Source organism: Caballeronia temeraria (genome assembly GCF_001544795.2).
Classification (GTDB): Bacteria; Pseudomonadota; Gammaproteobacteria; order Burkholderiales; family Burkholderiaceae; genus Caballeronia; species Caballeronia temeraria.
The window spans coordinates 461447-485821 of sequence record NZ_FCOI02000001.1; the positions used below are offsets into that span (position 1 = coordinate 461447).

General features: G+C 63.3%; 15 protein-coding genes. 6 read left to right on the forward strand and 9 right to left on the reverse strand.

Going from position 1 to position 24375, the window contains the following annotated elements; all coding sequences use genetic code 11:
* Nucleotides 1-83: 83 nt before the first annotated feature.
* A complete protein-coding gene (locus AWB76_RS02140) occupies nucleotides 84-920 on the forward strand; it encodes a nitrilase-related carbon-nitrogen hydrolase (RefSeq protein ID WP_061158453.1) in 837 nt (278 codons plus the stop codon).
* A gap of 68 nt (nucleotides 921-988) precedes the next feature.
* Nucleotides 989-2266 carry an amidohydrolase family protein gene (locus AWB76_RS02145; RefSeq protein WP_061158454.1) on the forward strand — a complete coding sequence of 426 codons (1278 nt, stop codon included), beginning with the start codon at nucleotides 989-991 and terminating at the stop codon, nucleotides 2264-2266.
* Nucleotides 2267-2286: 20 nt separating this feature from the next.
* Here the strand turns inward: AWB76_RS02145 and AWB76_RS02150 are convergent, their stop codons facing one another.
* From AWB76_RS02150 to fixL, 8 genes are all read right to left on the reverse strand, one after another.
* The gene (locus tag AWB76_RS02150) at nucleotides 2287-3831 is read right to left on the reverse strand and encodes a DUF1254 domain-containing protein (RefSeq protein WP_208606525.1); all 1545 of its coding nucleotides are present in this window, start codon (nucleotides 3829-3831) and stop codon (nucleotides 2287-2289) included.
* A 42-nt stretch (nucleotides 3832-3873) separates the two neighbouring features.
* The gene (locus AWB76_RS02155) at nucleotides 3874-5400 is read right to left on the reverse strand and encodes a DUF1254 domain-containing protein (RefSeq protein ID WP_061158455.1); all 1527 of its coding nucleotides are present in this window, start codon (nucleotides 5398-5400) and stop codon (nucleotides 3874-3876) included.
* Between the two features lie 287 nt (nucleotides 5401-5687).
* Entirely contained in the window at nucleotides 5688-7799 is a 2112-nt protein-coding gene (locus tag AWB76_RS02160; protein WP_061158456.1) for a M3 family metallopeptidase, read from the reverse strand.
* A gap of 137 nt (nucleotides 7800-7936) precedes the next feature.
* Nucleotides 7937-8791, reverse strand: coding sequence for a bifunctional methylenetetrahydrofolate dehydrogenase/methenyltetrahydrofolate cyclohydrolase FolD (gene folD / locus AWB76_RS02165; protein ID WP_061158457.1), 855 nt, complete (start codon nucleotides 8789-8791; stop codon nucleotides 7937-7939).
* Nucleotides 8792-8995: 204 nt separating this feature from the next.
* Nucleotides 8996-9895 carry a DUF2950 domain-containing protein gene (locus tag AWB76_RS02170; protein WP_244173197.1) on the reverse strand — a complete coding sequence of 300 codons (900 nt, stop codon included), beginning with the start codon at nucleotides 9893-9895 and terminating at the stop codon, nucleotides 8996-8998.
* Nucleotides 9896-9954: 59 nt separating this feature from the next.
* Complete coding sequence (locus tag AWB76_RS02175; protein ID WP_061158459.1) at nucleotides 9955-11370, reverse strand: DUF3300 domain-containing protein; 1416 nt, start codon at nucleotides 11368-11370, stop codon at nucleotides 9955-9957.
* A gap of 229 nt (nucleotides 11371-11599) precedes the next feature.
* A complete protein-coding gene (gene fixJ / locus AWB76_RS02180; RefSeq protein WP_014190971.1) occupies nucleotides 11600-12235 on the reverse strand; it encodes an oxygen response regulator transcription factor FixJ in 636 nt (211 codons plus the stop codon).
* Entirely contained in the window at nucleotides 12232-14769 is a 2538-nt protein-coding gene (gene fixL / locus AWB76_RS02185) for an oxygen sensor histidine kinase FixL (RefSeq protein ID WP_061158460.1), read from the reverse strand. Before fixL ends, fixJ begins: the two co-directional genes overlap by 4 nt.
* Nucleotides 14770-15061: 292 nt before the next feature.
* Between fixL and aceE the strand changes: the two genes are divergently transcribed.
* The 3 genes from aceE (at nucleotide 15062) to lpdA (ending at nucleotide 21604) form a co-directional block, all read left to right on the forward strand.
* Nucleotides 15062-17755, forward strand: a complete 2694-nt coding sequence (gene aceE, locus AWB76_RS02190) for a pyruvate dehydrogenase (acetyl-transferring), homodimeric type (protein WP_061158461.1) — start codon at nucleotides 15062-15064, stop codon at nucleotides 17753-17755.
* 78 nt (nucleotides 17756-17833) lie between these two features.
* Nucleotides 17834-19474 carry a dihydrolipoyllysine-residue acetyltransferase gene (aceF, locus tag AWB76_RS02195; RefSeq protein ID WP_061158462.1) on the forward strand — a complete coding sequence of 547 codons (1641 nt, stop codon included), beginning with the start codon at nucleotides 17834-17836 and terminating at the stop codon, nucleotides 19472-19474.
* 75 nt (nucleotides 19475-19549) lie between these two features.
* Nucleotides 19550-21604 (forward strand): dihydrolipoyl dehydrogenase, encoded by a 2055-nt coding sequence (gene lpdA / locus AWB76_RS02200; RefSeq protein WP_074171273.1) that lies wholly within the window; start codon nucleotides 19550-19552, stop codon nucleotides 21602-21604.
* Between the two features lie 172 nt (nucleotides 21605-21776).
* Here lpdA and AWB76_RS02205 read toward each other — a convergent pair whose 3' ends face one another.
* Nucleotides 21777-22352: a phasin family protein gene (locus AWB76_RS02205; RefSeq protein WP_014190976.1), complete on the reverse strand. Its 576-nt coding sequence runs from the start codon at nucleotides 22350-22352 to the stop codon at nucleotides 21777-21779.
* Between the two features lie 777 nt (nucleotides 22353-23129).
* Here AWB76_RS02205 and pbpG point away from each other — a divergent pair.
* Nucleotides 23130-24308 carry a D-alanyl-D-alanine endopeptidase gene (pbpG, locus tag AWB76_RS02210; RefSeq protein WP_061158463.1) on the forward strand — a complete coding sequence of 393 codons (1179 nt, stop codon included), beginning with the start codon at nucleotides 23130-23132 and terminating at the stop codon, nucleotides 24306-24308.
* Nucleotides 24309-24375 lie beyond the last annotated feature (67 nt).

Sequence of the window (24375 nt, forward strand, 5' to 3'; positions counted from 1 at the left end):
CGAAACGGTCAAAACATTCATTTTACTTATCGATGTGCGAGCGGTTCAATAAGGCTATCCACTCGTTTTATCGGGAGTCTCACTTGGATGCCACATCGTTTCGCGTTGCCGTGATCGCGCTTGAATCGCAACAGGGCGACACCGCGCGCCATTGCATGCGCATCGCTGAAAAGCTCGCTGACGCCGCGCGGCAGGGCGTGCGGCTCGCGGTGTTTCCGCCATCGTGCATCGAGGAACCGGGCGACGAATCGTTCGACGGTGCTTCGCTTCACGCGATCGCCGCCGCCGTTGATGAGACTGGCGTGGCCGCGGGCGTCGGCTGGATCGAGCGCACGGAAGACGGCAGGCGCTACGACAGCTACGCGATATGTTTTCCGGGCGGCGCGCGCGTGCGCCATCGCATGCTGCATGCGACGCAGCGCGGACTGCACAGCGGCAACGCGTTCACCGTGTTCGATGCGCCGTTCGGCGTGCGCATCGGCATTCTGATCGGCGCGGATAACGATGTCGTCGAAAACGTGCGCATGACGGCGCTCATGGGTGCGACGTTGCTCATCGCGCCGATGCGCGGCGATCGTTCACATCGCGCGATGCTGGCCGCCCGCGCCGCCGATAACGGCATGTATATCGCGTGCAGTCATGCATCCGTCGAGCAGGCGCTGATCGCCGGACCGGACGGCTGCGTGCTCGCGTGTCAGGCAGACGTGCGTGACGGCGTGATCGCCGCGCAGGTGCAGCCGTCACTGGCTGGGGCGAGCATCGGACATCGGGCGATGATGACGCGTCGTCCGGATCTCTACGGACCGCTCGCGCGGCAGGGCAATGTGTATCCGCTCGCGCCGGAAACGGAACGCGCAAGGCCGCGCGGTTCGCTGCCGCTCAGTTACGCGGTCGTCGGGCGCAATCGCGTGCTTGCTTGAATCGGGCCTCCGCACGGCTTTTATGTCCCGATACAATCGGACGAACAGACCGGACGGAGGTTTCGCACATGGATTTGATCATTCGCCGCGCGGCGCTCGTGGATTCGCGCGAACTCGTCGATATCGGCATGGAAGCGGGGCGCATCGCCGCGATTGAGCCGCATCTTTCGGCCACCGCGCGCGAGGAAATCGATGCGAACGGCTCGCTCGTCACCGCGCCTTTCGTCGACGCGCATTTCCATATGGACGCGACGCTTTCCTACGGCCTGCCGCGCGTGAACGCGTCCGGCACGCTGCTCGAAGGCATCGCGTTGTGGGGCGAGCTGAAGCCCGATCTCACGCAGGAGGCGCTCGTCGAACGCGCGCTGCAATACTGCGACTGGGCCGTCGCGCGCGGCCTGCTCGCGATCCGCTCTCACGTCGATGTCTGCGATCCGCGCCTGTTGGCCGTGGAAGCGCTCGTCGAAGTGAAACGGCGCGTGAAACCGTATCTCGATCTGCAACTCGTCGCGTTTCCGCAGGACGGCGTGTTGCGCAGCGCGGGCGCATTCGACAACCTCAAGCGCGCGATTTCGATGGGCGTCGATGTCGTCGGCGGGATTCCGCACTTCGAGCGCACGATGGTCGACGGCGCGCTGTCCGTGAAGCTGCTGTGCGAATACGCGGCGGAGCAGGGCTTGCGCGTGGACATGCACTGCGACGAATCCGACGATCCGATGTCGCGCCACATCGAAACGCTCGCGGCGGAAACGCATCGGCTCGGCTTGCATGGACGCGTGACTGGCTCGCATCTCACGTCGATGCATTCGATGGACAACTACTACGTCAGCAAGCTCATTCCGCTGATGCGCGAAGCGGGCGTGGCGGCGATCGCGAATCCGCTCATCAACATCACGTTGCAGGGACGCTCGGATACGTATCCGAAACGGCGCGGCATGACGCGCGTGCCGGAACTGATGGCGGCCGGCATCACGGTCGCGTTCGGCCACGATTGCGTGATGGACCCGTGGTACAGCTTAGGCTCCGGCGACATGCTGGAAGTCGCGCACATGGGCTTGCATGTCGCGCAGATGACGGGCATCGACGCGATGCGCGCGTGCTTCGACGCGGTCACGAAGAATCCCGCGCGCATTCTCGGGCTGGAAGGCTACGGCATCGAAGTGGGATGCAACGCGGATTGCGTCGTGCTCGATGCGCGCGATCCCGTCGAAGCGATTCGTTTGCGCGCGGCGCGCACGGCCGTCGTTCGACGCGGTAAAGTCGTCGGCCGAAGCCCCGCCGTGCGCGCGGCGCTGGCGCTGGAAGGGCGGCCATCGGAAGTCGATTTCAGGATCGACCGGCGATAGGCCGTCGCGATCGTTTGCCGTCAGGTCTTCGTTCGGATCTGAGGCGGCGTCCAGGAACCATCGAGAATCGGCGCCTTCCCCCAGTAAGCCCGTATATAGAGCGAGAACGCGCCATCCGGGGCAGGCAGCCAGTTCGACTCGCGCTCGGCGCCGGGCGATTTCGCTCCGGCGTAGAGCGTGAGCGAACCATCGGCATTGCGCTTCAGATTCGAGTTCTTGGTGCCCAGCGAATAGCGTTTCAGATCGTTCGCGTGAAAGAGATGCTTGTCGTTGTAAAGCGTGAGCGACCAGAAGCCGTTGACGGGAGGTTCCTCACCTTTGGCGAAGACGATTTCGTAGGTATTCGCGCCATTGAGCGCCTGACCCGACGCATCGAAATCGGTATAGAAATACTGCGTCTCGTTCGGCCTGTTGTCGAACATGTTCGATTTCGCCGTCCCCGTGCGGTCGAAATAATCGAATCCGGTCTGTGCGTTGTTGGTCGAGCGATTCCAGTTTTTGCCAGCGGGTAGCCCGTTGCGCCGCCATTCGAAGAACGGCCCGATAACCTGACGCTCGGTGTCGATCGCCGTCGAAACGAGCAGTTTCTTGATGTCGGGGTCTCGGCTCGCCACCTCCATCAGCGATCGGAACTGCGCGTAGAGCGCTTCCTCGCCCGGCAATGCGGGAACCGTGTCGAGCACCTGCGGAAACTGATCGAAGAACTGCTCGGGAATCACCCACTTCGTTTCGCCGCCGCCCTCGTCGCTGCCCGCCGCTTGCGCCGGCGGCTGGATGATCGGCGCGTTCATCCAGTCGATTGTCTTCATTCGGCCATCGAACTGTTTGAGCGGATAGAAGACGATCTGATTGATCACTTTCTGAATGGCCGCCTTGTCCTCCGGCGTGTCGTTCTGAAAGACGCGTGGAATCGCATTGGCGAGCGCGGTGGGACAGCGAACGATCTCGGTGATGCCTGCAGGTTTGCGGCCCTTCCAGTTCGGGCCGACGAGCAGATAAAAGCCGCGCTGCGTCCTGTAGGGCTTGCCGATATGGCCGAACTGATTGGTCCGTGCATCGTACAGCGCGTAGACCCAGAACCGGTCGCCGAAGTCGGGCACCTGCGCAACGACAGGTTCTTCGTCCAACGAGAAAAACCCCAGGCCATAGACCACATCCTGATTGGGGCAGGTCACGAAGGTCTCGGCCGGATCGATGTAGTCGTGAAGCATCCCGATCTGCCCGCGCGGAGCAGCCGGCAGCACGCCGCCCAAAAGTCCTGGATGCGGCGCCTTCGTGATGCGCGCATTGCGGTTCAGCATGTTGACCATCGGCCATGCCCAGACATAGGCCATCCGTGCGATGACCTGCGCGTACTCCGGATGCATCAAGATCCCCGCCGGGGGAAGCGTCTCGTTCACCGATGTTTTCGCCGCCGGATTCGGACTCGTCGATGCATTGTCTTTCGGGGCAGCGGCTTCGGCCGTGCGCGGCATTCCCGCCAGCGACGCATAGGCAAGCGGTAATGCCGCGCCCATCGCCGTAACGAGCCTTCGAGTCGAGTTCACTTCATTTTGATCATCCATGTTTGCCTCGCCGTGCAGGTTTCGGGTCGGTATTCACGTAAATCAACTTGTCTTTTCGAGGTCGCCCGGTTTCCAGGTCTGATCGAAAAATGCTTTCTCGGGTGAGTAGAGCCGGAAGATCACGAAATAGCCTTTTCCCGGCACTGTGCGAAGCCAGTTTTTCTCGTGGCCCGCGGGGGCGTTCGGGCCGAAGTAAAGATCGGTCGAGCCGTCGGCGTTCTGCACCGGCTGGTCCATCTTGTTCAGCGACGGATGCGCCTGTCCGTTGTCGAGGCCGGATGCAGTCGTCGCGTCGTAGACCGTGGCCGACCAGAAGTTTTTCGCCGGGATATCGGGCGGTAAATGCAGCGTGTACGACTGCCCGCCGTCGAGGAAATGGCCGTCCTTGTCGCGGAACGTCACCGGATACTTCGCGCCGGCACCGACCAGATTCTTCACCATCCCGGGGCTCGCCGAATAGGCGCTCGTGAAATACCCGGAGCGCTGTTCGAGATTGGTGAACGTGTGGCTCGACTGGAAGGAAGTATCCTCGCCCGCGAACACGTTGACCCATTGCCGGTCGGGGTAATACTTGCCGCCCGGTTCCTGCGCGAGCATCTCTGTAATCACGACCTTGCTCATCTTGAAGCCCGCCTGCGCGGCACTGTCGAGCAGCGTGCGCATGTCCGGCGTAGGCGCAAACGGCCTGCCTTTCTCGATGCCGATGGTATGCAGAAAGCCTCGCATATCGAGGTCGGCGGGATCGACGTATTCGCTGTCGATGAACCGCGACATCATCTCGAAGTAGCGTATGTCGCGGGGAAAGAGCAGGTCGGCGGGTTGCTGGTTGGCATCGGGGAACTGCATGGGCTTGGCGCTCGCCTTCTGGCCCAGCGGATAGATCCGCGTCGCCGCGATCTGGGCATTCGGCTTCGCGAGATCCTTGGGGTCGCTAAAGAACGTGCGCCAGAAGAGGAACACGTTGTAGGTGCGTGAGCGATAGACGAAAGCACCCGGCGGCACACTGCCTTTCGGTGGTTCGCCTTTGTAATCGGGCGGCAGCAGCACATAGGTGCCCCCCTTGCCCTTGTCGGGACCGGCAAGGCCGACATCGCCGATCCATGTACGGCCATCGATCGTCGGACCGACGAGCGGCCGCTGGAAGAAGTCGTCGAACATGCCTTGCACACCCTGCGGCGCCTCGACGACGAGCGGCCCGTCCTTATGCAGATCGAGATAGCCCATCGCGTAGACGACGTCGGAATTGGGCGTCGTGACAAGGGTGGATGCCGTGATCCGCTCTTTCCACACGGGCAGCACGTTGTACCCGGCGCCGAATACCTTTTCGGAGCCTTCCTTCATGGCCCAGATGTTTATCGCAGGCAGTGCCCACAGATAGGCCTGCGTCGCGCGTTGGAAAATCAGTTCGTCGCGCAGACTGCGCGCTGTGTCGGCAGTCGGATAGTCCTTTTCAAACGGTGCGTCGACGAGCGCGCCATAACGTGAAGTCTGAGCCTGCGCTGCGCTCGACATGACGATTGCTGTAACCGCGACTGCGAGTCGAGGAATGGCCCCGTGTGCGAGCTTCATCACTGTTTCCCTGAAAGTTATTCATGGTCGAAACGCGATATGGCCTGGCCCGCCGGGACTAGGCAGACGGGCGCGGCAGAGCAAGCTTAAGCAAGGTTATGCAGCGGTGGCAATCTGATCACGCAGGATTTCGCTATACGATACATTCAGGCGCCTGCGCGCACGATTCGCTCAACAATACGAGGCAGTGTTTCAGAATGCGCCGTCGACGCTATGGCCCAGAGCCGTCACGCAAAAAAACGCCGGCTATCGAAGCCGGCGTTCTTATTTGCAGCAACCAGAAAATATCAGTGCAGCGTCTGCTCCGACATTCCGTTATGCCTTAACAATGCATCGATATCCGGCTCGCGCCCACGGAATGCCTTGAACGAATCCATCGCCGGACGGCTGCCGCCCACTTCCAGAATCTCGCGGCGATAACGCGTGCCCGTCGTCGCATCGAGCACCGAGCCGTTGCCGGCCTTCGCGGCTTCTTCGAACGCGGCGTAGGCATCGGCGGACAGGACTTCCGCCCACTTGTAGCTGTAGTAGCCCGCCGCATAGCCGCCCGCGAAGATATGGCTGAACGTGTTCGGCCAGCGCGAGAACGGCGCCTGCGGGATCACGTGGAACTTCTCGTTGATTGCGCGTGCGAGATCGTTCACGTTCTGCGTCGCGTTGGCCGGATCGTAGGACGTGTGCAGCACCATGTCGAACATCGAGAAGACAATCTGGCGCAGCGTGCCGAGACCGCTTTGGAAGTTCTTCGCGGCGAGCATCTTGTCGAAGAGTTCGCGCGGCAGCGGCGCGCCGGTTTCGACGTGCGCGGACATGTCGGTCAGCACGTCCCACTCCCAGCAGAAATTCTCCATGAACTGCGACGGCAGCTCGACCGCATCCCACTCGACGCCGTTGATGCCCGACACACCCAGCTCGTCGATGCGCGTCAGCATGTGATGCAGGCCGTGCCCGAACTCATGGAAGAGGGTGATGACTTCATCGTGCGTGAAGCACGCGGGCTTGCCGCCCACCGGCGCCGAGAAGTTGCAGGTGAGATACGCGACCGGCGTCTGCACGCCGCCTTCGCCGCGCTTGTGACGCGAGCGGGCGTCGTCCATCCAAGCGCCGCCGCGCTTGCCTTCGCGCGCGTAGAGATCGAGATAGAACTGCGCGACGAGCGTGCCGTCCTTGTTCTCGACGCGGAAGAAGCGCACATCCGGATTCCACACGGCGGCTTCGTCGCGGCGGATCGACACGTTGAAAAGCGTTTCGGTGACCTTGAAAAGTCCCTTCAGCACGGCTTCCTGCGGGAAGTACTGCTTCACTTCGTTTTCCGAGAACGAATAGCGCTTCTGACGCAGCTTCTCCGCCGCATACGCGATATCCCAAGGCTGCAGTTCAGGCATGCCGAGCTCGGTCGCGGCGAACGCGCGCAGTTCCATCCAGTCGTTTTCGGCGTACGGGCGGGCGCGCTTCGCGAGGTCTTCGAGGAACGCGATGACCTGCGCAGGCGATTCGGCCATCTTCGGCGCGAGCGACACTTCCGCGAAGTTCTGATAGCCGAGCGTCTTCGCTTCTTCCTCGCGCAGCTTCAGATGCTCGACGACGTTCGCCGTGTTGTCCCATTCGGTCTTGCCGTCGCCGTAGGTCGCGCCGAGTTCGGACGCGCGCGTGACATAGGCGCGATACATGGCCTCGCGCATCGGACGATGCTCGGCATACTGCAGCACCGGGAAATACGACGGGAAATGCAGCGTGAACTTCCAGCCGTCCTTGCCGTCGCGCTGCGCGGCTTCATGGGCTGCTTCGATCACGTCGTCGGGCAGGCCGGCGAGATCGCGCTTCTGCGTGACGATGTACGCGTAGGCGTTGGTCGAATCGAGCACGTGATCGGAAAACGCCTTCGACAGCGCCGCCTGTTCTTCCTGCAATTGCGCGAAACGCGGCTTGCGGTCTTCGGGCAGTTCGGCGCCCGAGAGACGGAAATCGCGCAGCGAGTTTTCGAGGATTTTCTTGCGTTCGGCCGACAAACCGGCGAATTCGGTGCCGGCGGCGATCGCCTTGTACTTCTCGTAGAGCGCGAGATTCTGACCGACGCTCGCGGAAAATTCGGTGACGCGCGGCAGGTTTTCGGCGTGTGCGGCACGCAGTTCGGGCGTATCGGCGACGGCGTTCAGATGGCCGATGACACCCCACGCGCGCGACAGTTTTTCCGATTCCAGCTCGACCGCCTCGACGACGTCTTTCCACGTCGCGGGCGTGTCCGGCGCGCTCGCGCGGTCGACGGCGGCTTTGGCGGCGGCGAGCAGCACGTCGAGCGCGGGCGTGACGTGCGCCGGCTGAATCTCGCCGAAGCGGGGGAGGTCGGAGAAATCGAGCAGCGGATTGGCCGCTGCCGGGGTGGACGTGGTATCGCTCATGGCTCTCCCGTTCTGGTGTTGGGTGAAGCCGTGCGGGTGTCGCGCCCCGCGCCGGCTCGTTCTGGAGATTATTGGGGCGGGCGCGGCAAATTCCAATCGATTGTTTTTAAGGGGCCGATTAACGCACCCCGCGCCGATTACGCCTGCGCCGCGCGCTCGGCCGCCTCGATCGTGTTGACGAGCAGCATCGTGATGGTCATCGGGCCGACGCCGCCCGGCACCGCCGTAATGTAGCCGGCCACTTCCTTCACGCCCGCGAAATCGACGTCGCCGCACAGCTTGCCTTCGTCATTGCGGTTCATGCCGACGTCGATGACCGTCGCGCCCGGCTTCACCATGTCGGCGGTGAGGATGTTGCGGCGGCCGACCGCGGCGACGATCACATCGGCGTCGCGCGTGTGCTTCGCGAGATCGCGCGTCTTGCTGTGGCAGATCGTGACGGTCGCGCCGGCTTCGAGCAGAAGCAACGCCATCGGCTTGCCGACGATGTTCGAGCGCCCGATCACCACCGCATTCGCGCCTTTCAGGTCGATGTCGTGCGCCTGGAACATCTTCATCACGCCGTAGGGCGTGCACGGGCGAAAGAGCGGCTTGCCGGTCATGAGCGCGCCCGCATTGGCGACGTGAAAGCCGTCGACGTCCTTCTCCGGCGCGATCGCCTCGATCACCTTGTGGCTGTCGATGTGCGCGGGCAGCGGCAGTTGCACGAGAATGCCGTGAATCGACGGATCGGCGTTCAGCTTCGCGATGTGCGCGAGCAGCGCGTTCTCGGCGAGCGACGCGGGGAAACGGTCCATCACCGAATGCAGGCCGTTGTCCTGGCACGCCTTCACCTTGTTGCGCACGTAGACCTCGCTCGCGGGATTGTCGCCGACGAGCACGACGGCGAGTCCCGGCTTGTGGCCACGGGCGGTGAGGGTGGCGGCGCGCTGGGCGACATCGGCGCGAAGGGTCTTGGAAAGGGCGTTGCCGTCGATGAGTTGGGCGGTCATGGCGAATCGGATCGAGGATGGGCGAGGGCGCGCGAGGGCGTGAAGCCGACGCCGCGTCCGCCGCTCTGATCGGCGGCGGTGCGCGGCGCTCGCGCAGCGTGCTGGGCGCTTTTTTAGCCGATGCGCGGCAAATGCACCCTTGGGAAGGGCGAAATTATACCGCCGGGCGCTATCGCACGTTTCGCCGCGCCATCCACGGGACGCTCAGGGCATCACCATTTTCCACGACGAGTCCGGATTGAACGACTTGATCGCCGCAGCCGCGCTCGCCGACGGGCCGAGATCCTTCTCGTAGATCTGCCCGTCCTGGTTGACCATGAAGCTCATCACGCCGGTCTGGCCGTAGCGCGCGGGCGTCGCGATGAGGCCGAAGCCCTGCGTGAGCCGCCCGTCCTGGCGATAGTTCTTCGCGCCGCCCTCCGCGTGCGCGCCCTGCGACGTCAGGATGCGGTAGTGATAGCCGTAGTAGCCGTCCTTGTCGGTCGGCTTGTTCGGCATCGTCTCGGCGAGCGGGCCGAGCGGGCTGTCCGGCTCGCCCGGCTCCGTGCGCCAGTAGAGGCCGTCGTGCTTGCCGGGCGTGCTCACTAACCGGTCGGCGTAGTGGTTCTCGATCTTGTGAAAGTCGCCCTGAGCGGCGACATAGGCGAGCGCGACCTGCATCGCCGAACGTTCGTTGCGGCCAATGCGCCTCGTCAGCACTTCGTCGCGCGCGGCGTGCATGTCGAAGCGCCAGCCGTTCGCGACCTTGATGATCGGAATCGGCAACGTCCAGCCGTCGGTGCCCGCTTCGATACGCGCAGCCGGACGGCCATCGACCGGATGCGGATCCTCGACGATGCGATGCTGCTGCGCCCACGCGCCGAGGTACGCGTAAATGTCTTCCTGTCCGATGCTGCCTTCCGGCACATAACGGCCGTGGTCCTTGCCGAGCACCTTGGCGAGCGCGGTTTCGTCGTTGGTCGCGATGGCGTCGGTGAGCGCCTGCGCGGCCGCTTCGGCGGTCGGATACACGGCCTGCGCGTGCGCGAGCGATGCGCCGAGCACGAGCGTCGCGGCCGCGAACACACGCAGGACGAGCTTCTTCGATGAGGCGGATGTTTTCATGTCGGGCTCCTGAATCTGGCGTTCGCCGCATCGGCGGCGTCTGACGATGGATTCGATCATCAACGGCGAAACCCTCCGCCGCCGCCGCCGCCCCGATGGAACCCGCCACCACCTCCGCCTCCGCCTCCGCCTCCACCGCCGTGGAATCCGCCGCCGCCACCGCCGCCGCGTTGCACACCGCCTCCGCCCGCGCCCAGATTGCCGCCGCCGCCGCCCGCCTGACGCTGAACGCCGCCACCCCCCGCGCCGGGGCGTTCGTGCGACTGATTGGCGAACGACTGCCGGCTCGCCTGGCCGCGCTGCATGTCCTGCCGCGCGCCGTTGCCATCGCCCGCGCCGCGCAGGGCATTGTCGCGATTCACGTTCTGTGAGCGCTGATGCAGGTCGCTCGTGGTCCGCGCATTCGGGCCGCCGCCTTCGCGGATGCTCTGCGCGCGCTGGCTCGCCGATTGATTGAGATTCTGGCCGGTGCGTTGTTGCAGCGTCTGCGCGGCCTGCGCGCGCGCATCCTCGCGGCCGCGGAACTGGTTGCCGTTCGCGCCGAGATTCGCGTTGTTCAGGTTCTGCCGGTTCGCGGCGACATTGGTCCGGTTGAACTGCGGATCGTTGCGGTTCCATCGCACGTTATTGCTGTTCGCATTGATGCGGTTGCTCGTGTTGATGTTGTTGTAGCGGTTCACGTTGACGTTGACATCGCCGTGACCCCAGTTGCAATTGCCCCACAGCGAATTCACGACCGCGACGCCCGTTGCGAACGCCATTCCGGTCACGAAGGCCGATCCGATCGCATAGCCCGGCGGCGGCGGCACGTAGACCGGCGGATACGCCGGATAAGGCCACGTGCCGTACACGACCGTCGGGTTGTAAGTCGGCACGTAGACCACTTGCGGATTGGCCGGCTCGATCTGGATCACCGTGGTGCTGCTGGTCGTGCTGCCCGCCGGCGCCGGCGCGCTCGTGACCTTCTGCTGCTCGTTCGACTTGAGATTGCCCGCGGTTTGCGCCGCGCGCCGCAGACGCTGCACGGAGTCCATCACATCGCTCGGCTGCGCGATGAAGGCGTTGCCGAGCTGCGTCACCCAGTCGATCTTGGAGGCCATCGTCGCGAGCGCCTGCGGGAACGCGACGAGCGACTGCACGCTCGGGTCCCACGGCTGGGATTGCACGGCTTTCACCGCGTCGTCGCCGCTGACGTTCGGATTCGCCTTCGACCACGCCGCCGCGTCGGTGATCTGCGACGGATACGTCGACGCCATCAGCACCTGCGCGAGCAGCGCATCCGGATAGAGCGCGACCGGCGCGGTCAGCGCATCGAGTTGCTGGTTCGTGAGTTTCTGGCCGGCTGGCGCGGCGTTCTGCGCTTGCACGTCGCCCGGATACAGGGCGACGAGCGGCATCGTGGCGAGCGTGGCGGCGACGGCGATCGCCCTGAGTGTGCCGATGCGCGAACCAATGACACGAATTCGTTTCGACATCGAATCCCCCGTGCAAGACGTTGCGAGACCGTTGCGCGTCGCCGGATGGATGCGAGGAAATCGGGTGTGATCCGGCGTGATTCAGCCAATATCACTTTTCAGTTCGGCAGACAACGAACTTCGGAGGGAAGGAGACGCGGGCGCGTTCGCCAGAGAGCGCGCCGGGAAAGGCGCGGCCGGCATGTCGATGCCGGCCGCGAAGGGGAGCGCCGCGGCTTACTGCTGCGGCTTACTGCTGCGGCTTGTTCGACAGCGCGAGACGCAGCAGATCGGCGACGGTGTTCACGGAAAGCTTCTCCATGATGTTCGCGCGATGCGCTTCCACCGTCTTGATGCTGATGCCGAGATCGTCGGCGATCTGCTTGTTCAGGCGCCCCGCGATGATGCGCTCGAGCACCTGATGCTCGCGCGCCGTCAGCTTGCCGAGACGCTCGGCGGCCGCGCGCTGCTGCTGCACGCTGGTGCTTTCGCTGCGCGCCTTTTCGAGCATGCGCTCGACGAGCTTGCGCAGTTCGGCTTCGTCGAACGGCTTCTCGATGAAGTCCATCGCGCCTTTCTTCATCGTCGAGACGGCCATCGGCACGTCGCCGTGGCCCGTCACGAAGATGATCGGCAGCAGCGAGTTCTCGGCGATGAGCTTCTCCTGCAGCTCGAGCCCCGTCATGCCGGCCATGCGCACGTCGAGGATCAGGCAGGAGATCGCGCCGGAATGGGAAATCGGCAGATAGACGTCGAGGAACGATTCCGCGCTGGAGAAACACTGAACGCGATAGCCGTTTGCTTCGAGCAGCCAGCGCAAGGAATCACGCACGGCTTCATCATCGTCGACGACGAAGACGGTTTCCTGAGTGGTGACTGTGCTCATAGTTCTCCCGTAACTGTTTGTTGTCTCGTATGTTCGTCCTGCGCATCCGTGCCGCCCGTGCCCGAACCGCCTTCCACCTCGCCGATCGGCAGGCTGCAATGGAAGGTCGCGCCGGTCACGTGGCCGTCCGCTTCGACGTTGTTGACCACCCAAAGGCGTCCGCGATGCGACTCGATGATCGAGCGGCAAATGTTCAGCCCCATGCCCATGCCGTCGGACTTGGTGCTGTAGAACGGCTCGAAGAGGCGCTCGGCGGTTGCCTCGTCCACGCCCGGACCCTGGTCGACCACGCTGATGCACACGAAGCCGCCGTCCATGCGCTGGACGACGACGCGTATCACCGGATCGACGGCGTGTGGTTTTGCATCATGCATCGCCTCGGCCGCGTTTTTCAACAGGTTGACCAACACTTGTTCGATCAAAACCGGATCGACGTAAATCACCGGCATGCGCGAGCGGATTTCGGTGACGATGCGGATCTTGCGTTTGCGCGCCTCGATCTCCGCGAGACCGACCGCGTCCGCGACGATATCCGCGACGCGCGCCGCCTGGCGCTTGGGCTCGCTGCGCTTCACGAATTCGCGGATGCGCTTGATGATCATGCCCGCGCGCACCGCCTGCTGCGCGGTCTTTTCGAGCACCGGAAGCAGCGTTTCCTGGGTCATGCGCCCGGATTTCACCAGCGCGACGCAGCCCGAGCAATAGTTGTTGATCGCGGCGAGCGGCTGATTCAGCTCGTGCGCGAGCGACGACGCCATTTCGCCCATCGTCATCAGGCGGCTCGTGAACTGGAGCTTTTCTTCCTGCTGATGCGCGAGCTCCTGCGCCTGCTTGCGCTGCGTGATGTCGGTCGCGATCTGCATCTGCGCGAGATGGCCGTCGACCCACTGGATGTACTGGCGGCGCACCTCGAACCACTTCTGGATGCCTTCCACGTACACCTCCTGCGCGTCCGCCGAGCTTTCCGTGAGCGCGGTCGCGGGCAGGCCGGCGTAGGTGTCGACCATGTCGATGCTGTCCGACGACGAGCTCTGCGAGCCGCCGTCGAACGCGGCGCCCGCGAGCTCCAGATGGCCGTCCGGACGAATGCCGAAAAGATGCCGGTAATAGCGGTTCGCGAAGAGCAGCTCGGCTTCGTCGGCGGCGAGCACGGAGACGGCGGCATCGAGGCTTTCGAGCACCGTCGTGAAGCGTTCGTGCGCGGCGGCCAGTTCCTCGCGCGCGCGCTTGGGTTCGGTGATGTCGGTCATCGACGACATCCAGCCCGTCTGACGGCCCGAACTGTCGATGAGCGGCGAGACATACAGCCGCGCGTGGAAGAACGAGCCGTCTTTACGGCGCACGCGCAGTTCAAACCCGGAAGAGGGCGCCTTGCCGCGCAGCGTCATGTCGAGCTGGCGCTGCATTTCGGGATACGCGTCGCGCGGCCAGTACGGGAACGGCGCGTTCTTGCCGACGAGATCGCTTTCGTCCCAGCCGGTCATGCGGCAGAACGCCGGATTCACGTGCGTGATGCGGCCGTGCATGTCGAGCACGCGCATGCCGATCAGCACGGAGTTCTCCATCGCGCGGCGGAAAAACGCTTCGGCGTAGAGCGCCTGCTGCGCCTCGAAGCGCTGGCGCGTGTGCTTCCACAGGCTCCAGAGACTCCACAGCACGAAACACGACAAACCGGCGACGAGCCACACGAGCGTGTTGTTGGTGAAATTCGTGAGCTGCGGATACGAGTACACGCGCACCGACAGACCTTGTCCGGGCGGGTCGAGCGGCAGGTCGTAGAACATGTCGCGCGGCAGGCGCGGGCGGCTCGACGTGGTCGCGAGCTCGCGGTTGTTCAGGTCGGTGATGGATATCTTGTACTTCGCCGACAGTTCGCTCGGAATGTCGTGCTTCAGAATGCCTTCGATGGAAAACACCGCTGCGATCGAGCCGAGAAACTCGCGGTCGCGGAAAACTGGTGTCTGCAACGTGATGTAGCCGTTGCCGAGGTCGTCGTAGAGCAACGGCGAGTAGACTTGGCGGCGGGTGGTGCGCGCTTCGTCGAAGGCGGCCTGCACGGCCTCGTCCATCTGGGTGTCGTTCGGTTTCGCGAGACGCGATCCGAGCACGGGCAGCGGCGTGTTGGGCCAGCGCGGCTTATGCTCGCTCGTATACCAGTTCATGTAGAGGATCTCGGGATGCCCCTGCATGATGTCGGTGGACGAGGTCTGGAAGGTTTGCGGGTCGCCGTGGCCGCTCGCGATGTCGCGCGCGAGCGCCTGAATCTGCTCCTGCGCGCCGGTCATGGACAGGCGGATTTGCTGCTGTGCCCACGCGACGTTGCGATAAAGCGTGTCTTCCTGCTGCTGCTGCTCGCGCCGGTTCAGGCTCCAGAGAATGAGACTCATGACGATCAGGAATACCAGGATCGAAATGAGCGGCGTGAGCAAATAGGAGTTTGACCACCACGGTCCGTGGTGCCAGCGGGAGGGCGAGGCGTCGGTCGGCTTTCGCCCGACTCGCGCCGAGCGTTTGATCAGCCGTTCGGTCAACATGGAAGCGATTGTAACGCAGCACCTGATTGTTAATTGGCGTAAAAAGACGGTAAAGATGGCTCGATTGCAGGAAAAGGAGGAGAAACATCTGAACAAAAAAGTCTTATCGGACGGTGCGTTGCAGCAATTTTTCGCATGGTGAGATGTACTCTCATGATTTGAAAAATTCCTTGCGTCATGGTCTGGACCCTCTTTAGAATTGCCGGCACGCGGCCAGTGCCCGCCTTTCCGTGTCTGTTGCGGGCGTGCGCCGGCGGTTCTCATCGAGTGTTCCTCACATCAGGAGACGAGCATGTCCGCTGTACCCGACGAAGTTCTCAAATATGTCGCCAACGCCAAGGACGACGATCCTCAGGAAACCGCCGAGTGGCTCGACGCGCTCGACGGCGTGATTTCCGCGGTCGGTCCTGATCGCGCGCACTACCTGATCGAGAAACAGATCGAATTCGCTCGCGTACACGGCGAGCACCTGCCGTTCTCGGCCAACACGCCGTACATCAACACGATCCCCGTCGCTTCGCAGGCCAAGATTCCGGGCGATCAGGACATCGAACACCGCATCCGCTCGTACACGCGCTGGAACGCCATCGCGATGGTGCTGCGCGCGGGCAAGGACACGAACGTCGGCGGTCACATCGCTTCCTTCGCATCGGCGGCGACGCTCTACGACGTCGGCTTCAACCACTTCTGGCACGCGCCGTCGAAAGAGCACGGCGGCGACCTCGTGTTCGTGCAGGGCCACTCGTCGCCGGGCGTGTACTCGCGCGCGTTCCTGCTCGGCCGCCTGAACGAGAAGCAACTGAACAACTTCCGCCAGGAAGTGGGCGGCGAGGGCATCTCGTCGTATCCGCATCCGTGGCTGATGCCGGATTTCTGGCAATTCCCGACCGTCTCGATGGGCCTCGGCCCGATCATGGCGATCTATCAGGCGCGCTTCATGAAGTACATGGCGGCGCGCGGCATGGCGAAGACCGAAGGCCGCAAGGTCTGGGCGTTCCTCGGCGACGGCGAGACGGACGAGCCGGAATCGCTCGGCGCGATCGGCATGGCCGGCCGCGAGCGTCTGGACAACCTCGTGTTCGTCATCAACTGCAACCTGCAGCGTCTTGACGGCCCGGTGCGCGGCAACGGCAAGATCATCCAGGAACTCGAAAGCGAGTTCCGCGGCGCGGGCTGGAACGTCATCAAGGTGATCTGGGGCAGCCGCTGGGATGCGCTCTTCGCACGCGACAAGACGGGCGCGCTGATGCGCCGCATGATGGAAGTCGTCGACGGCGAATACCAGACGTACAAGTCGGAGTCGGGCGCGTTCGTGCGCGAGCACTTCTTCAACACGCCGGAACTGAAGGCGCTGGTGTCCGATTGGTCCGACGAGGACATCTGGAACCTGAATCGCGGCGGCCACGATCCGCACAAGATCTACGCGGCTTTCGACGCAGCGACCAAGACGAAGGGCGCGCCGACCGTCATCCTCGCCAAGACCATCAAGGGCTATGGCATGGGCGAGCACGGCCAGGCGATGAACATCACGCACCAGCAGAAGAAGCTGCCGATCGACACGCTGAAGAAATTCCGCGACCAGTTCCGTCTGCCGCTGACCGATGAGCAAATCGCCGACGTGCCGTACCTCACGTTCGAGGAAGGCTCGAAGGAGCTCGAGTACATGCGCCAGAAGCGCATGGACCTGGGCGGCTATCTGCCGTCGCGCCGCGAGAAGGCGGAATCGCTGCCGGTGCCGGCGCTCTCCGCGTTCGAGCCGCTGTTGAAGGGCACGGGCGAAGGCCGCGAAATCTCCACGACGATGGCCTTCGTGCGCATTCTGAACATCCTGCTGAAGGACAAGGCGCTCGGCAAGCGCGTCGTGCCGATCGTCCCGGACGAATCGCGTACCTTCGGCATGGAAGGTCTGTTCCGCCAGATCGGCATCTGGAATCAGGACGGACAGAAGTACATCCCGGAAGATTCCGACCAGCTGATGTTCTACCGCGAATCGGAAACGGGTCAGATTCTGCAGGAAGGCATCAACGAAGCGGGTGGCATGTGTGACTGGATCGCGGCTGCGACGTCGTACTCGACGCACGGCGAGATTATGATCCCGTTCTACATCTTCTATTCGATGTTCGGCTTCCAGCGCATCGGCGATCTGGCGTGGGCCGCGGGCGACATGCGTTCGCGCGGCTTCCTGCTGGGCGGCACCGCAGGACGCACGACGCTCAACGGCGAAGGCCTGCAGCACGAAGACGGCCATTCGCTGCTGTGGGCGGCGTCCGTTCCGAACTGCATCAGCTATGACCCGACGTTCGGTTACGAACTCGCCGTCATCATGCAGGACGGCCTGCGCCGCATGGTCGCGGAACAGGAGGACGTGTACTACTACATCACCGTGATGAACGAGAACTACGAGCATCCGGCGATCCCGCAAGGCGATGCCGTTGCCGCGGACATCATCAAGGGCATGTACTCGTTCAAGAAGGCCGACGCGCCGGCGAAGGCGCACGTCCAGCTGATGGGCGCGGGCACGATCTTCAATGAAGTCATCGCTGCCGCCGAGCTGCTGAAGAACGACTGGGGCGTCAGCGCCGATCTCTGGAGCGTGCCGAGCTTCACCGAGCTGGCCCGCGAAGGTCAGGCGGTCGAGCGCTACAACCTGCTGCATCCGACGGAAGAGAAGCGTGTGGCGCACGTCACGAAGCTGCTCACGGGCGCGAAGGGTCCGGTGATCGCATCGACGGATTACATCCGCGCGCTGACCGATCAGATCCGTGCGTTCGTGCCGCAGAAGTTCGTGGTGCTCGGCACCGACGGCTATGGCCGCTCGGATACGCGCGAAGCGCTGCGCCACTTCTTCGAAGTCGACCGCTACTGGGTGACGCTGGCTGCGCTGAACGCGCTGGCCGACGAAGGCACGATCGAGCGCAAGGTCGTCGCCGAGGCGATCAGGAAGTACAACCTCGACCCGTCCAAACCCAACCCGATGACCGTCTAAAGGCATCGCCCCCGTGCGTTGTGACGCGCCTCTCTCCGAAGCGGAGAGAGGCCGCGTGCAACCCAGGAGACACTAATAATGAGTCAAGCGATCGAAGTCAAAGTGCCGGACATCGGCGATTTCAAGGACATCCCCGTGATCGAGGTGCTGGTCAAGGTGGGTGATACGGTCGAACCCGAGCAGTCGCTCGTCACGCTCGAATCCGACAAGGCGACGATGGACGTCCCGAGCTCGGCAGCAGGCACCGTGAAGGAAGTGAAGGTCAAGGTCGGCGACAACGTGTCGGAAGGCACGCTCATCGTCGTGCTGGAAGGCGGCGGCGCGGCGGCAGCGCCCGCTCCGGCTCCGGCAGCAGCGGCTCCCGCACCCGCGCCCGCTCCGGCAGCCGCGCCAGCGGCGAGCGGCGGCGGTTCCGTCGAAGTAAAGGTGCCGGATATCGGCGACTTCAAGGACATCCCGGTCATCGAGATCGCGGTGAAAGTCGGCGACAAGGTCGAGAAGGAGCAGTCGCTCGTCACGCTCGAATCCGACAAGGCCACGATGGATGTGCCGAGCCCCGCAGCGGGCACGGTCAAGGAACTGAAGGTCAAGATCGGCGATACGGTCTCTGAAGGCACGCTGATCGTCGTGCTGGAAGGCGCAGCAGGCGGTGCGGCCGCACCGGCGCCCGCTCCCGCACCGGCAGCGCAGAAGGAAGTGCCGCCGGATGCGCCCGCAGCGCCGGCGCCCGCTCCGAAGGAAGCGCCGTCCGCGCTCGCACAGGCGCCCGTGATGCCGGCCGGCGACGGTACGCGCACGTCGAGCCACGCATCGCCGTCGGTGCGCAAGTTCGCGCGCGAACTGGGCGTCGATGTGTCGCGCGTGCGCGGCACCGGTCCGAAGAACCGCATCACGCAGCAGGACATCACCGCGTTCGTGAAGGGCGTGATGTCGGGTCAGGGCGCGGCGCCCGCGGCGGCCGCTCCGGCTGGCGGCGGCGGTGGCGAACTCGGTCTGCTGCCGTGGCCGAAGATCGACTTCACGAAGTTCGGGCCGGTCGATCCGAAGCCGCTCTCGCGCATCAAGAAGATCTCGGGCGCGAACCTGCATCGCAACTGGGTGATGATCCCGCACGTCACGAACAACGACGAAGCCGACATCACCGAGCTCGAAGAGCTGCGCGTGAAGCTCAACAAGGAGCACGAGAAGGCCGGCGTGAAGTTCACGATGCTCGCGTTCGTCATCAAGGCCGTGGTCTCGGCGCTCAAGAAGTTCCCGGACTTCAACGCGAGCCTCGACGGCGACAATCTCGTCTTCAAGAAGTACTACCACATCGGTTTTGCGGCCGATACGCCGAACGGCCTCGTCGTTCCGGTGATCCGCGACGCGGACAAGAAGGGCCTCGTGGATATCGCCAAGGAGATGGCGGAACTGTCGAAGCTCGCGCGCGACGGCAAGCTGAAGCCCGATCAGATGCAGGGCGGCTGCTTCTCGATCTCGTCGCTGGGCGGCATCGGCGGGACGCACTTCACGCCGATCATCAACGCGCCCGAAGTCGCGATCCTCGGCCTGTCGCGCGGCTATCAGAAGCCCGTGTGGGACGGCAAGCAGTTCGTGCCGCGCCTCACGCTGCCGATGTCGCTGTCGTATGACCATCGCGTCATCGACGGTGCGGCGGCTGCGCGCTTCAACGCTTATCTGTCGGCGATTCTGGGCGATTTCCGTCGCGTCATTCTCTGATCTTCTGATCTGGCCGACGGCGGAACCTCGGGCGTGTGTCCCGAGGTTCCATCCGCATATCTCTTAGGGGACAACATGAGTCTCGTCGAACTAAAAGTACCCGACATCGGCGACTTCTCCGATGTCGATGTCATCGAAGTCAATATCAAGCCCGGCGACGTCATCGAAAAGGAACAGGGCGTCATCACGCTCGAAACCGACAAGGCCACGATGGAAGTGCCCGCCGATGTCGCGGGCACGATCAAGGAAGTGAAGGTCAAGCAGGGCGACAAGGTGAGCCAGGGCTCGGTCATCGCGATGGTCGAGGCCGCGGGCGCTGCCGCCGCGCCTTCGCCGGCTCCCGCACCCGCCGCTGCGCCCGCGCCGGCCGCGGCTTCGGGCGGCGGCGTGCAGGACGTGAAGGTGCCGGATATCGGCGACTTCAAGGACATTCCGGTCATCGAAGTGCACGTGAAGCCGGGCGATACGGTCGAGAAGGAACAGTCGCTCATCACGCTCGAATCCGACAAGGCGACGATGGACGTGCCATCGCCTGCCGCCGGCACGGTGAGGGAAGTGAAGGTGAAGGTCGGCGACAACGTGTCGGAAGGCACGCTGGTGCTGACGCTCGAGGGCGCCGCCGGCGCCGCCGCACCCGCGCCTCAGAAGGCCGCGCCCGCTCCGGCGCCTGCCGCAGCCCCGACGCCCGCGCCGCAAGCCGGCAGCTATTCGGGCGCGGCGGATGTCGAATGCGACATGCTCGTGCTCGGCGCCGGTCCCGGCGGCTATTCGGCGGCGTTCCGTTCCGCCGATCTCGGCATGAAGACCGTGCTCGTCGAACGTTATTCGACGCTGGGCGGCGTGTGCCTGAACGTCGGCTGCATTCCGTCGAAGGCGCTGCTGCACACCGCGCTCGTCATCGACGAAGCGGCCGAGCTCGCGGCGCACGGCATCAGCTTCGGCGAGCCGAAGGTCGATCTCGACAAGCTGCGCGGCTTCAAGGAAGGCGTCGTCAAGAAGCTGACCGGCGGTCTCGCGGGCATGGCGAAGGCGCGCAAGGTGACGGTGGTGACGGGCGTCGGCAATTTCGTCGATCCGAACCACATGGAAGTGAACGGCCCGGACGGCAAGAAGGTCGTCAGGTTCAAGCAGGCGATCATCGCGGCGGGTTCGCAGTCCGTGAAGCTGCCGTTCTTCCCGGATGATCCGCGTGTCGTCGATTCAACCGGCGCGCTGGAATTGCGTCAGTTGCCCAAGCGCATGCTCGTGGTGGGCGGCGGCATCATCGGCCTGGAAATGGCCACGGTCTATTCGACACTGGGCGCGGACATCGATGTCGTCGAAATGCTCGACGGCCTGATGCAGGGCGCGGACCGCGATCTCGTGAAGGTCTGGGAGAAGTTCAATTCCAAGCGCTTCACGAACGTGATGCTCAAGACCAAGACGACCAAGGCGGAAGCCAGGGAAGACGGCATCTACGTCACGTTCGAAGGCGAGAAGGCGCCGAGCGAAGCGCAACGGTACGACCTCGTGCTGCTCGCGGTTGGCCGCAGCCCGAACGGCGGCAAGATCGGCGCGGACAAGGCGGGCGTCGCGGTGACGGATCGCGGCTTCATCAACGTCGACAAGCAGATGCGCACCAACGTGCCGCACATCTTCGCGATCGGCGATCTCGTCGGCCAGCCGATGCTCGCGCACAAGGCCGTGCACGAAGGCCACGTCGCGGCGGAAGCGGCGCACGGCGAGAAGGCGTATTTCGACGCGCTGCAGATTCCGTCCGTCGCTTATACGGATCCGGAAGTGGCGTGGGCGGGCAAGACGGAAGACCAGTGCAAGGCCGAAGGCATCAAGTTCGGCAAGGCGGTGTTCCCGTGGGCCGCATCGGGCCGCGCGATCGCCAACGGCCGCGACGAAGGCTTCACCAAGCTCATCTTCGATGAAGAGACGCATCGCGTGATCGGCGGCGGCATCGTCGGCCTGAACGCGGGCGATCTGATCAGCGAAGTGTGTCTCGCGATCGAAATGGGCGCGGATGCGACCGACATCGGCAAGACGATCCACCCGCACCCGACGCTCGGCGAATCGGTCGGCATGGCCGCCGAGTTGTACGAAGGCGTGTGCACGGACCTGCCGCCGCAACGCAAGAAGTAAGTTTTCCTCCTTCGCCAAGCGCAAAGGCGCGCTCCTTGACGGGAGCGCGCCTTTTTTCGTTGGCTCTTTTCGTTGACGGAACGAGAAAACGCGGACGACAAAAAACCCGGCGCGATGGCCGGGTTCTTCGTGATTCGTGCTGCATCAACCGGGCAGAAGCCCGGAAGCGAACTTAGGCAACCGACTTCTTGGCGACGCGCGAAGCTTGCTCGGTCGCTTGCGTAGCGGCCTTCGTCGCAGCCGTAGCGGCGGCGTTGAAGTTGCTTTCAGCGATTTCGACAGCTTGCTTCGTTGCCTTGTGAACCGTTTCGTACGTCGTGTTGGCGGCGGTGATAGCCGACTTCATCACGGCGACAGCGGTTTCCGAACCAGCCGGTGCGTTCTTGGCGACGTTGTCGACGAGCGTTTGCACCTTGCGGTTCTGCTCTTCGTACTGCGCTTCCGCGACGCGGGCGAATTCGGCTTGCGTAGCCGATGCGATTTCATACAGGTGACGGCCGTACGACAGCACCTTTTCCGCGACCGGCTGGGTCAGGCTGGCTTGCAGCGCGAGCAGTTCCTGCGCGTCCTTCACGGACAGCGCGCGCTGTGCGTTTTCCTGGCTTTCGGCCAGCGTGGACTTAACGACTTGCAGATTCAGTTCGACAAGCTTTTCGACGCCTTCGAACGCCTTGTTCGTCAGACCGAACAGCGTGTCGAAGTTGGCTTTCTGTGCAGCGGCGATTTGCTCGGGGGTCAACAGCGTCATCTCAGGCTCCTGATGGCAGACCCATCAACGCGGGTCGTGGTTTGGGTAGATCCGGCGCGATGAACCTTTGCCGGCTAGGTGCAACTGCAATTGGTGCGTCGCAACATGAGGCCCATTTTAGAGATATTCCGATGGATGTCAAGCGCTTTTTGTGCGTCGCACAATCGGTGGAAAGCTCATATTAAACAAGAACTTACTTGTCAGCATCGGGGTTCGGAGAGCGGTTCGTGAAAACCCTATGCACCCAAGCGGGGCAGGGGTCTCCAGGCCATCCGTTATCCATCTCCGATCCGAATGAAAGCACGTTCCGATGAAAGTTTGATGTTGCGACGGCAGACCGCCGGCGCGCGCTGCGGCGACGCAAAACAGAGATATTTCTGAAGATCGTCCTATTTTTAGGATGTCGCCGTACACCAAATTGTTGAAGAAACGTTAACATTTCGGCTGCCCGATCTGCCGTGCGTCTGTCCGCGTCATCCGGTTGCCTTGTTCCTCGGTTCGAAACTCTTCGTTTTGTCTGATTTGATCTTCACGTCTGGCTAAAGTCGTGGAAAGTTTTGCCGATAGTGCGTTTGTCGTCGTGTAGAAAAGCGTGCTGCCGGCAGAACTGTTTCGCGAGGACGATCGTTTTTTCCGATCGAGGCGCGTTTTTGTTCAGCAATATGCAATCACGGCTTACAACTCAGTTTAACGAGTGTCGATAAGTGCTTAATATTGCTTAAATTTCGTAGCTTCACTACACTTGGCGGTACCCTCCAGCCGCCCAATAGAACACTAATGAAAACCGAAATGTTTTCGTCGTTTAAGGTGGTGCATGGCGTGGCAGTGCGCTCGGCATTGTCCATCGCTGTCTCCATCGCAGTAGCGACGTCCTTCGCAGCGGCTCCGGCTGAAGCCCTTGCGAAGACCGCCACCCATACCAAGACAGCAAAGAAAGACGCGGCTGAAAAGCCCGCGCGCGTCGCAAAAACCACGCTCAAGGCGCCGAAACCCGCGAAAGCGGCCAAGGTCGCCGCCGCCGATGACGACGAAGACGCGCCCCGCGCGTCGCGTAAGCGTCGCGCGTCGTATCGCATGGAGCCGCATGCGCGCCGCGCGTCGGTGCATGCAGTTGCGTTCCAGCCGCGTGCGACGTCGGTCGGCCAGGCGTTCGGTCTGCATGAGACGCCCGACAGCCTCGCGCTGCGTTCGAGCGTGGCCTACGTGGTCGATCAGAACACGTCCGAGACGCTCTTCGACAAGAACTCGCGCGCCGTCGTGCCGATCGCATCGATCACCAAACTCATGACGGCGATGGTCGTGCTCGACTCGCACATGCCGCTCACCGACGAAATCAGCGTCACCGACGAAGACCGCGACTACGAGAAGTTCACCGGCTCGCGTCTCGCGGTCGGTTCGGTGCTCAATCGCGAAGACATGCTGCACATCGCGCTGATGGCATCGGAAAATCGCGCGGCCGCGGCGCTGTCGCGCTATTTCCCGGGCGGGCGTCCGGCGTTTATCGCCGCGATGAACGCGAAGGCGAAGTCGCTCGGCATGGTCGACACGCACTTCGAGAATTCCACGGGTCTGACGAGCCAGAACGTGTCGAGCGCGCGCGACCTCGTGAAGATGGTGAACGCGGCGTATCAGTATCCGTTGATCCGCAAGTTCTCGACCGACCGCAGTTACGACGTCTTCACCGGCAAGCGCAATCTCGCGTACAACAGCACGAACGCGCTGATCCGCAATGCGTCGTGGGACATCGGCTTGCAGAAGACGGGTTTCATCAACGAAGCGGGCGAGTGCCTCGTGATGCAGGCAACCGTGAATGGCCGTCCGGTCGTGATCGTGCTGCTCGATTCGTACGGCAAGTATTCGCGTTTCGCCGATGCGGGCCGGTTGCGCTCGTTCCTCGATACGCTCGGCGAGCCGCATATCATGAGCGCGGACATGGGCAGCGGCGGGAATCCTTGAGCGCCCGCCATTCGCTGACGTAAAAGCGAAAAAGGGATTCGTCGAAAGACGAATCCCTTTTTTCATG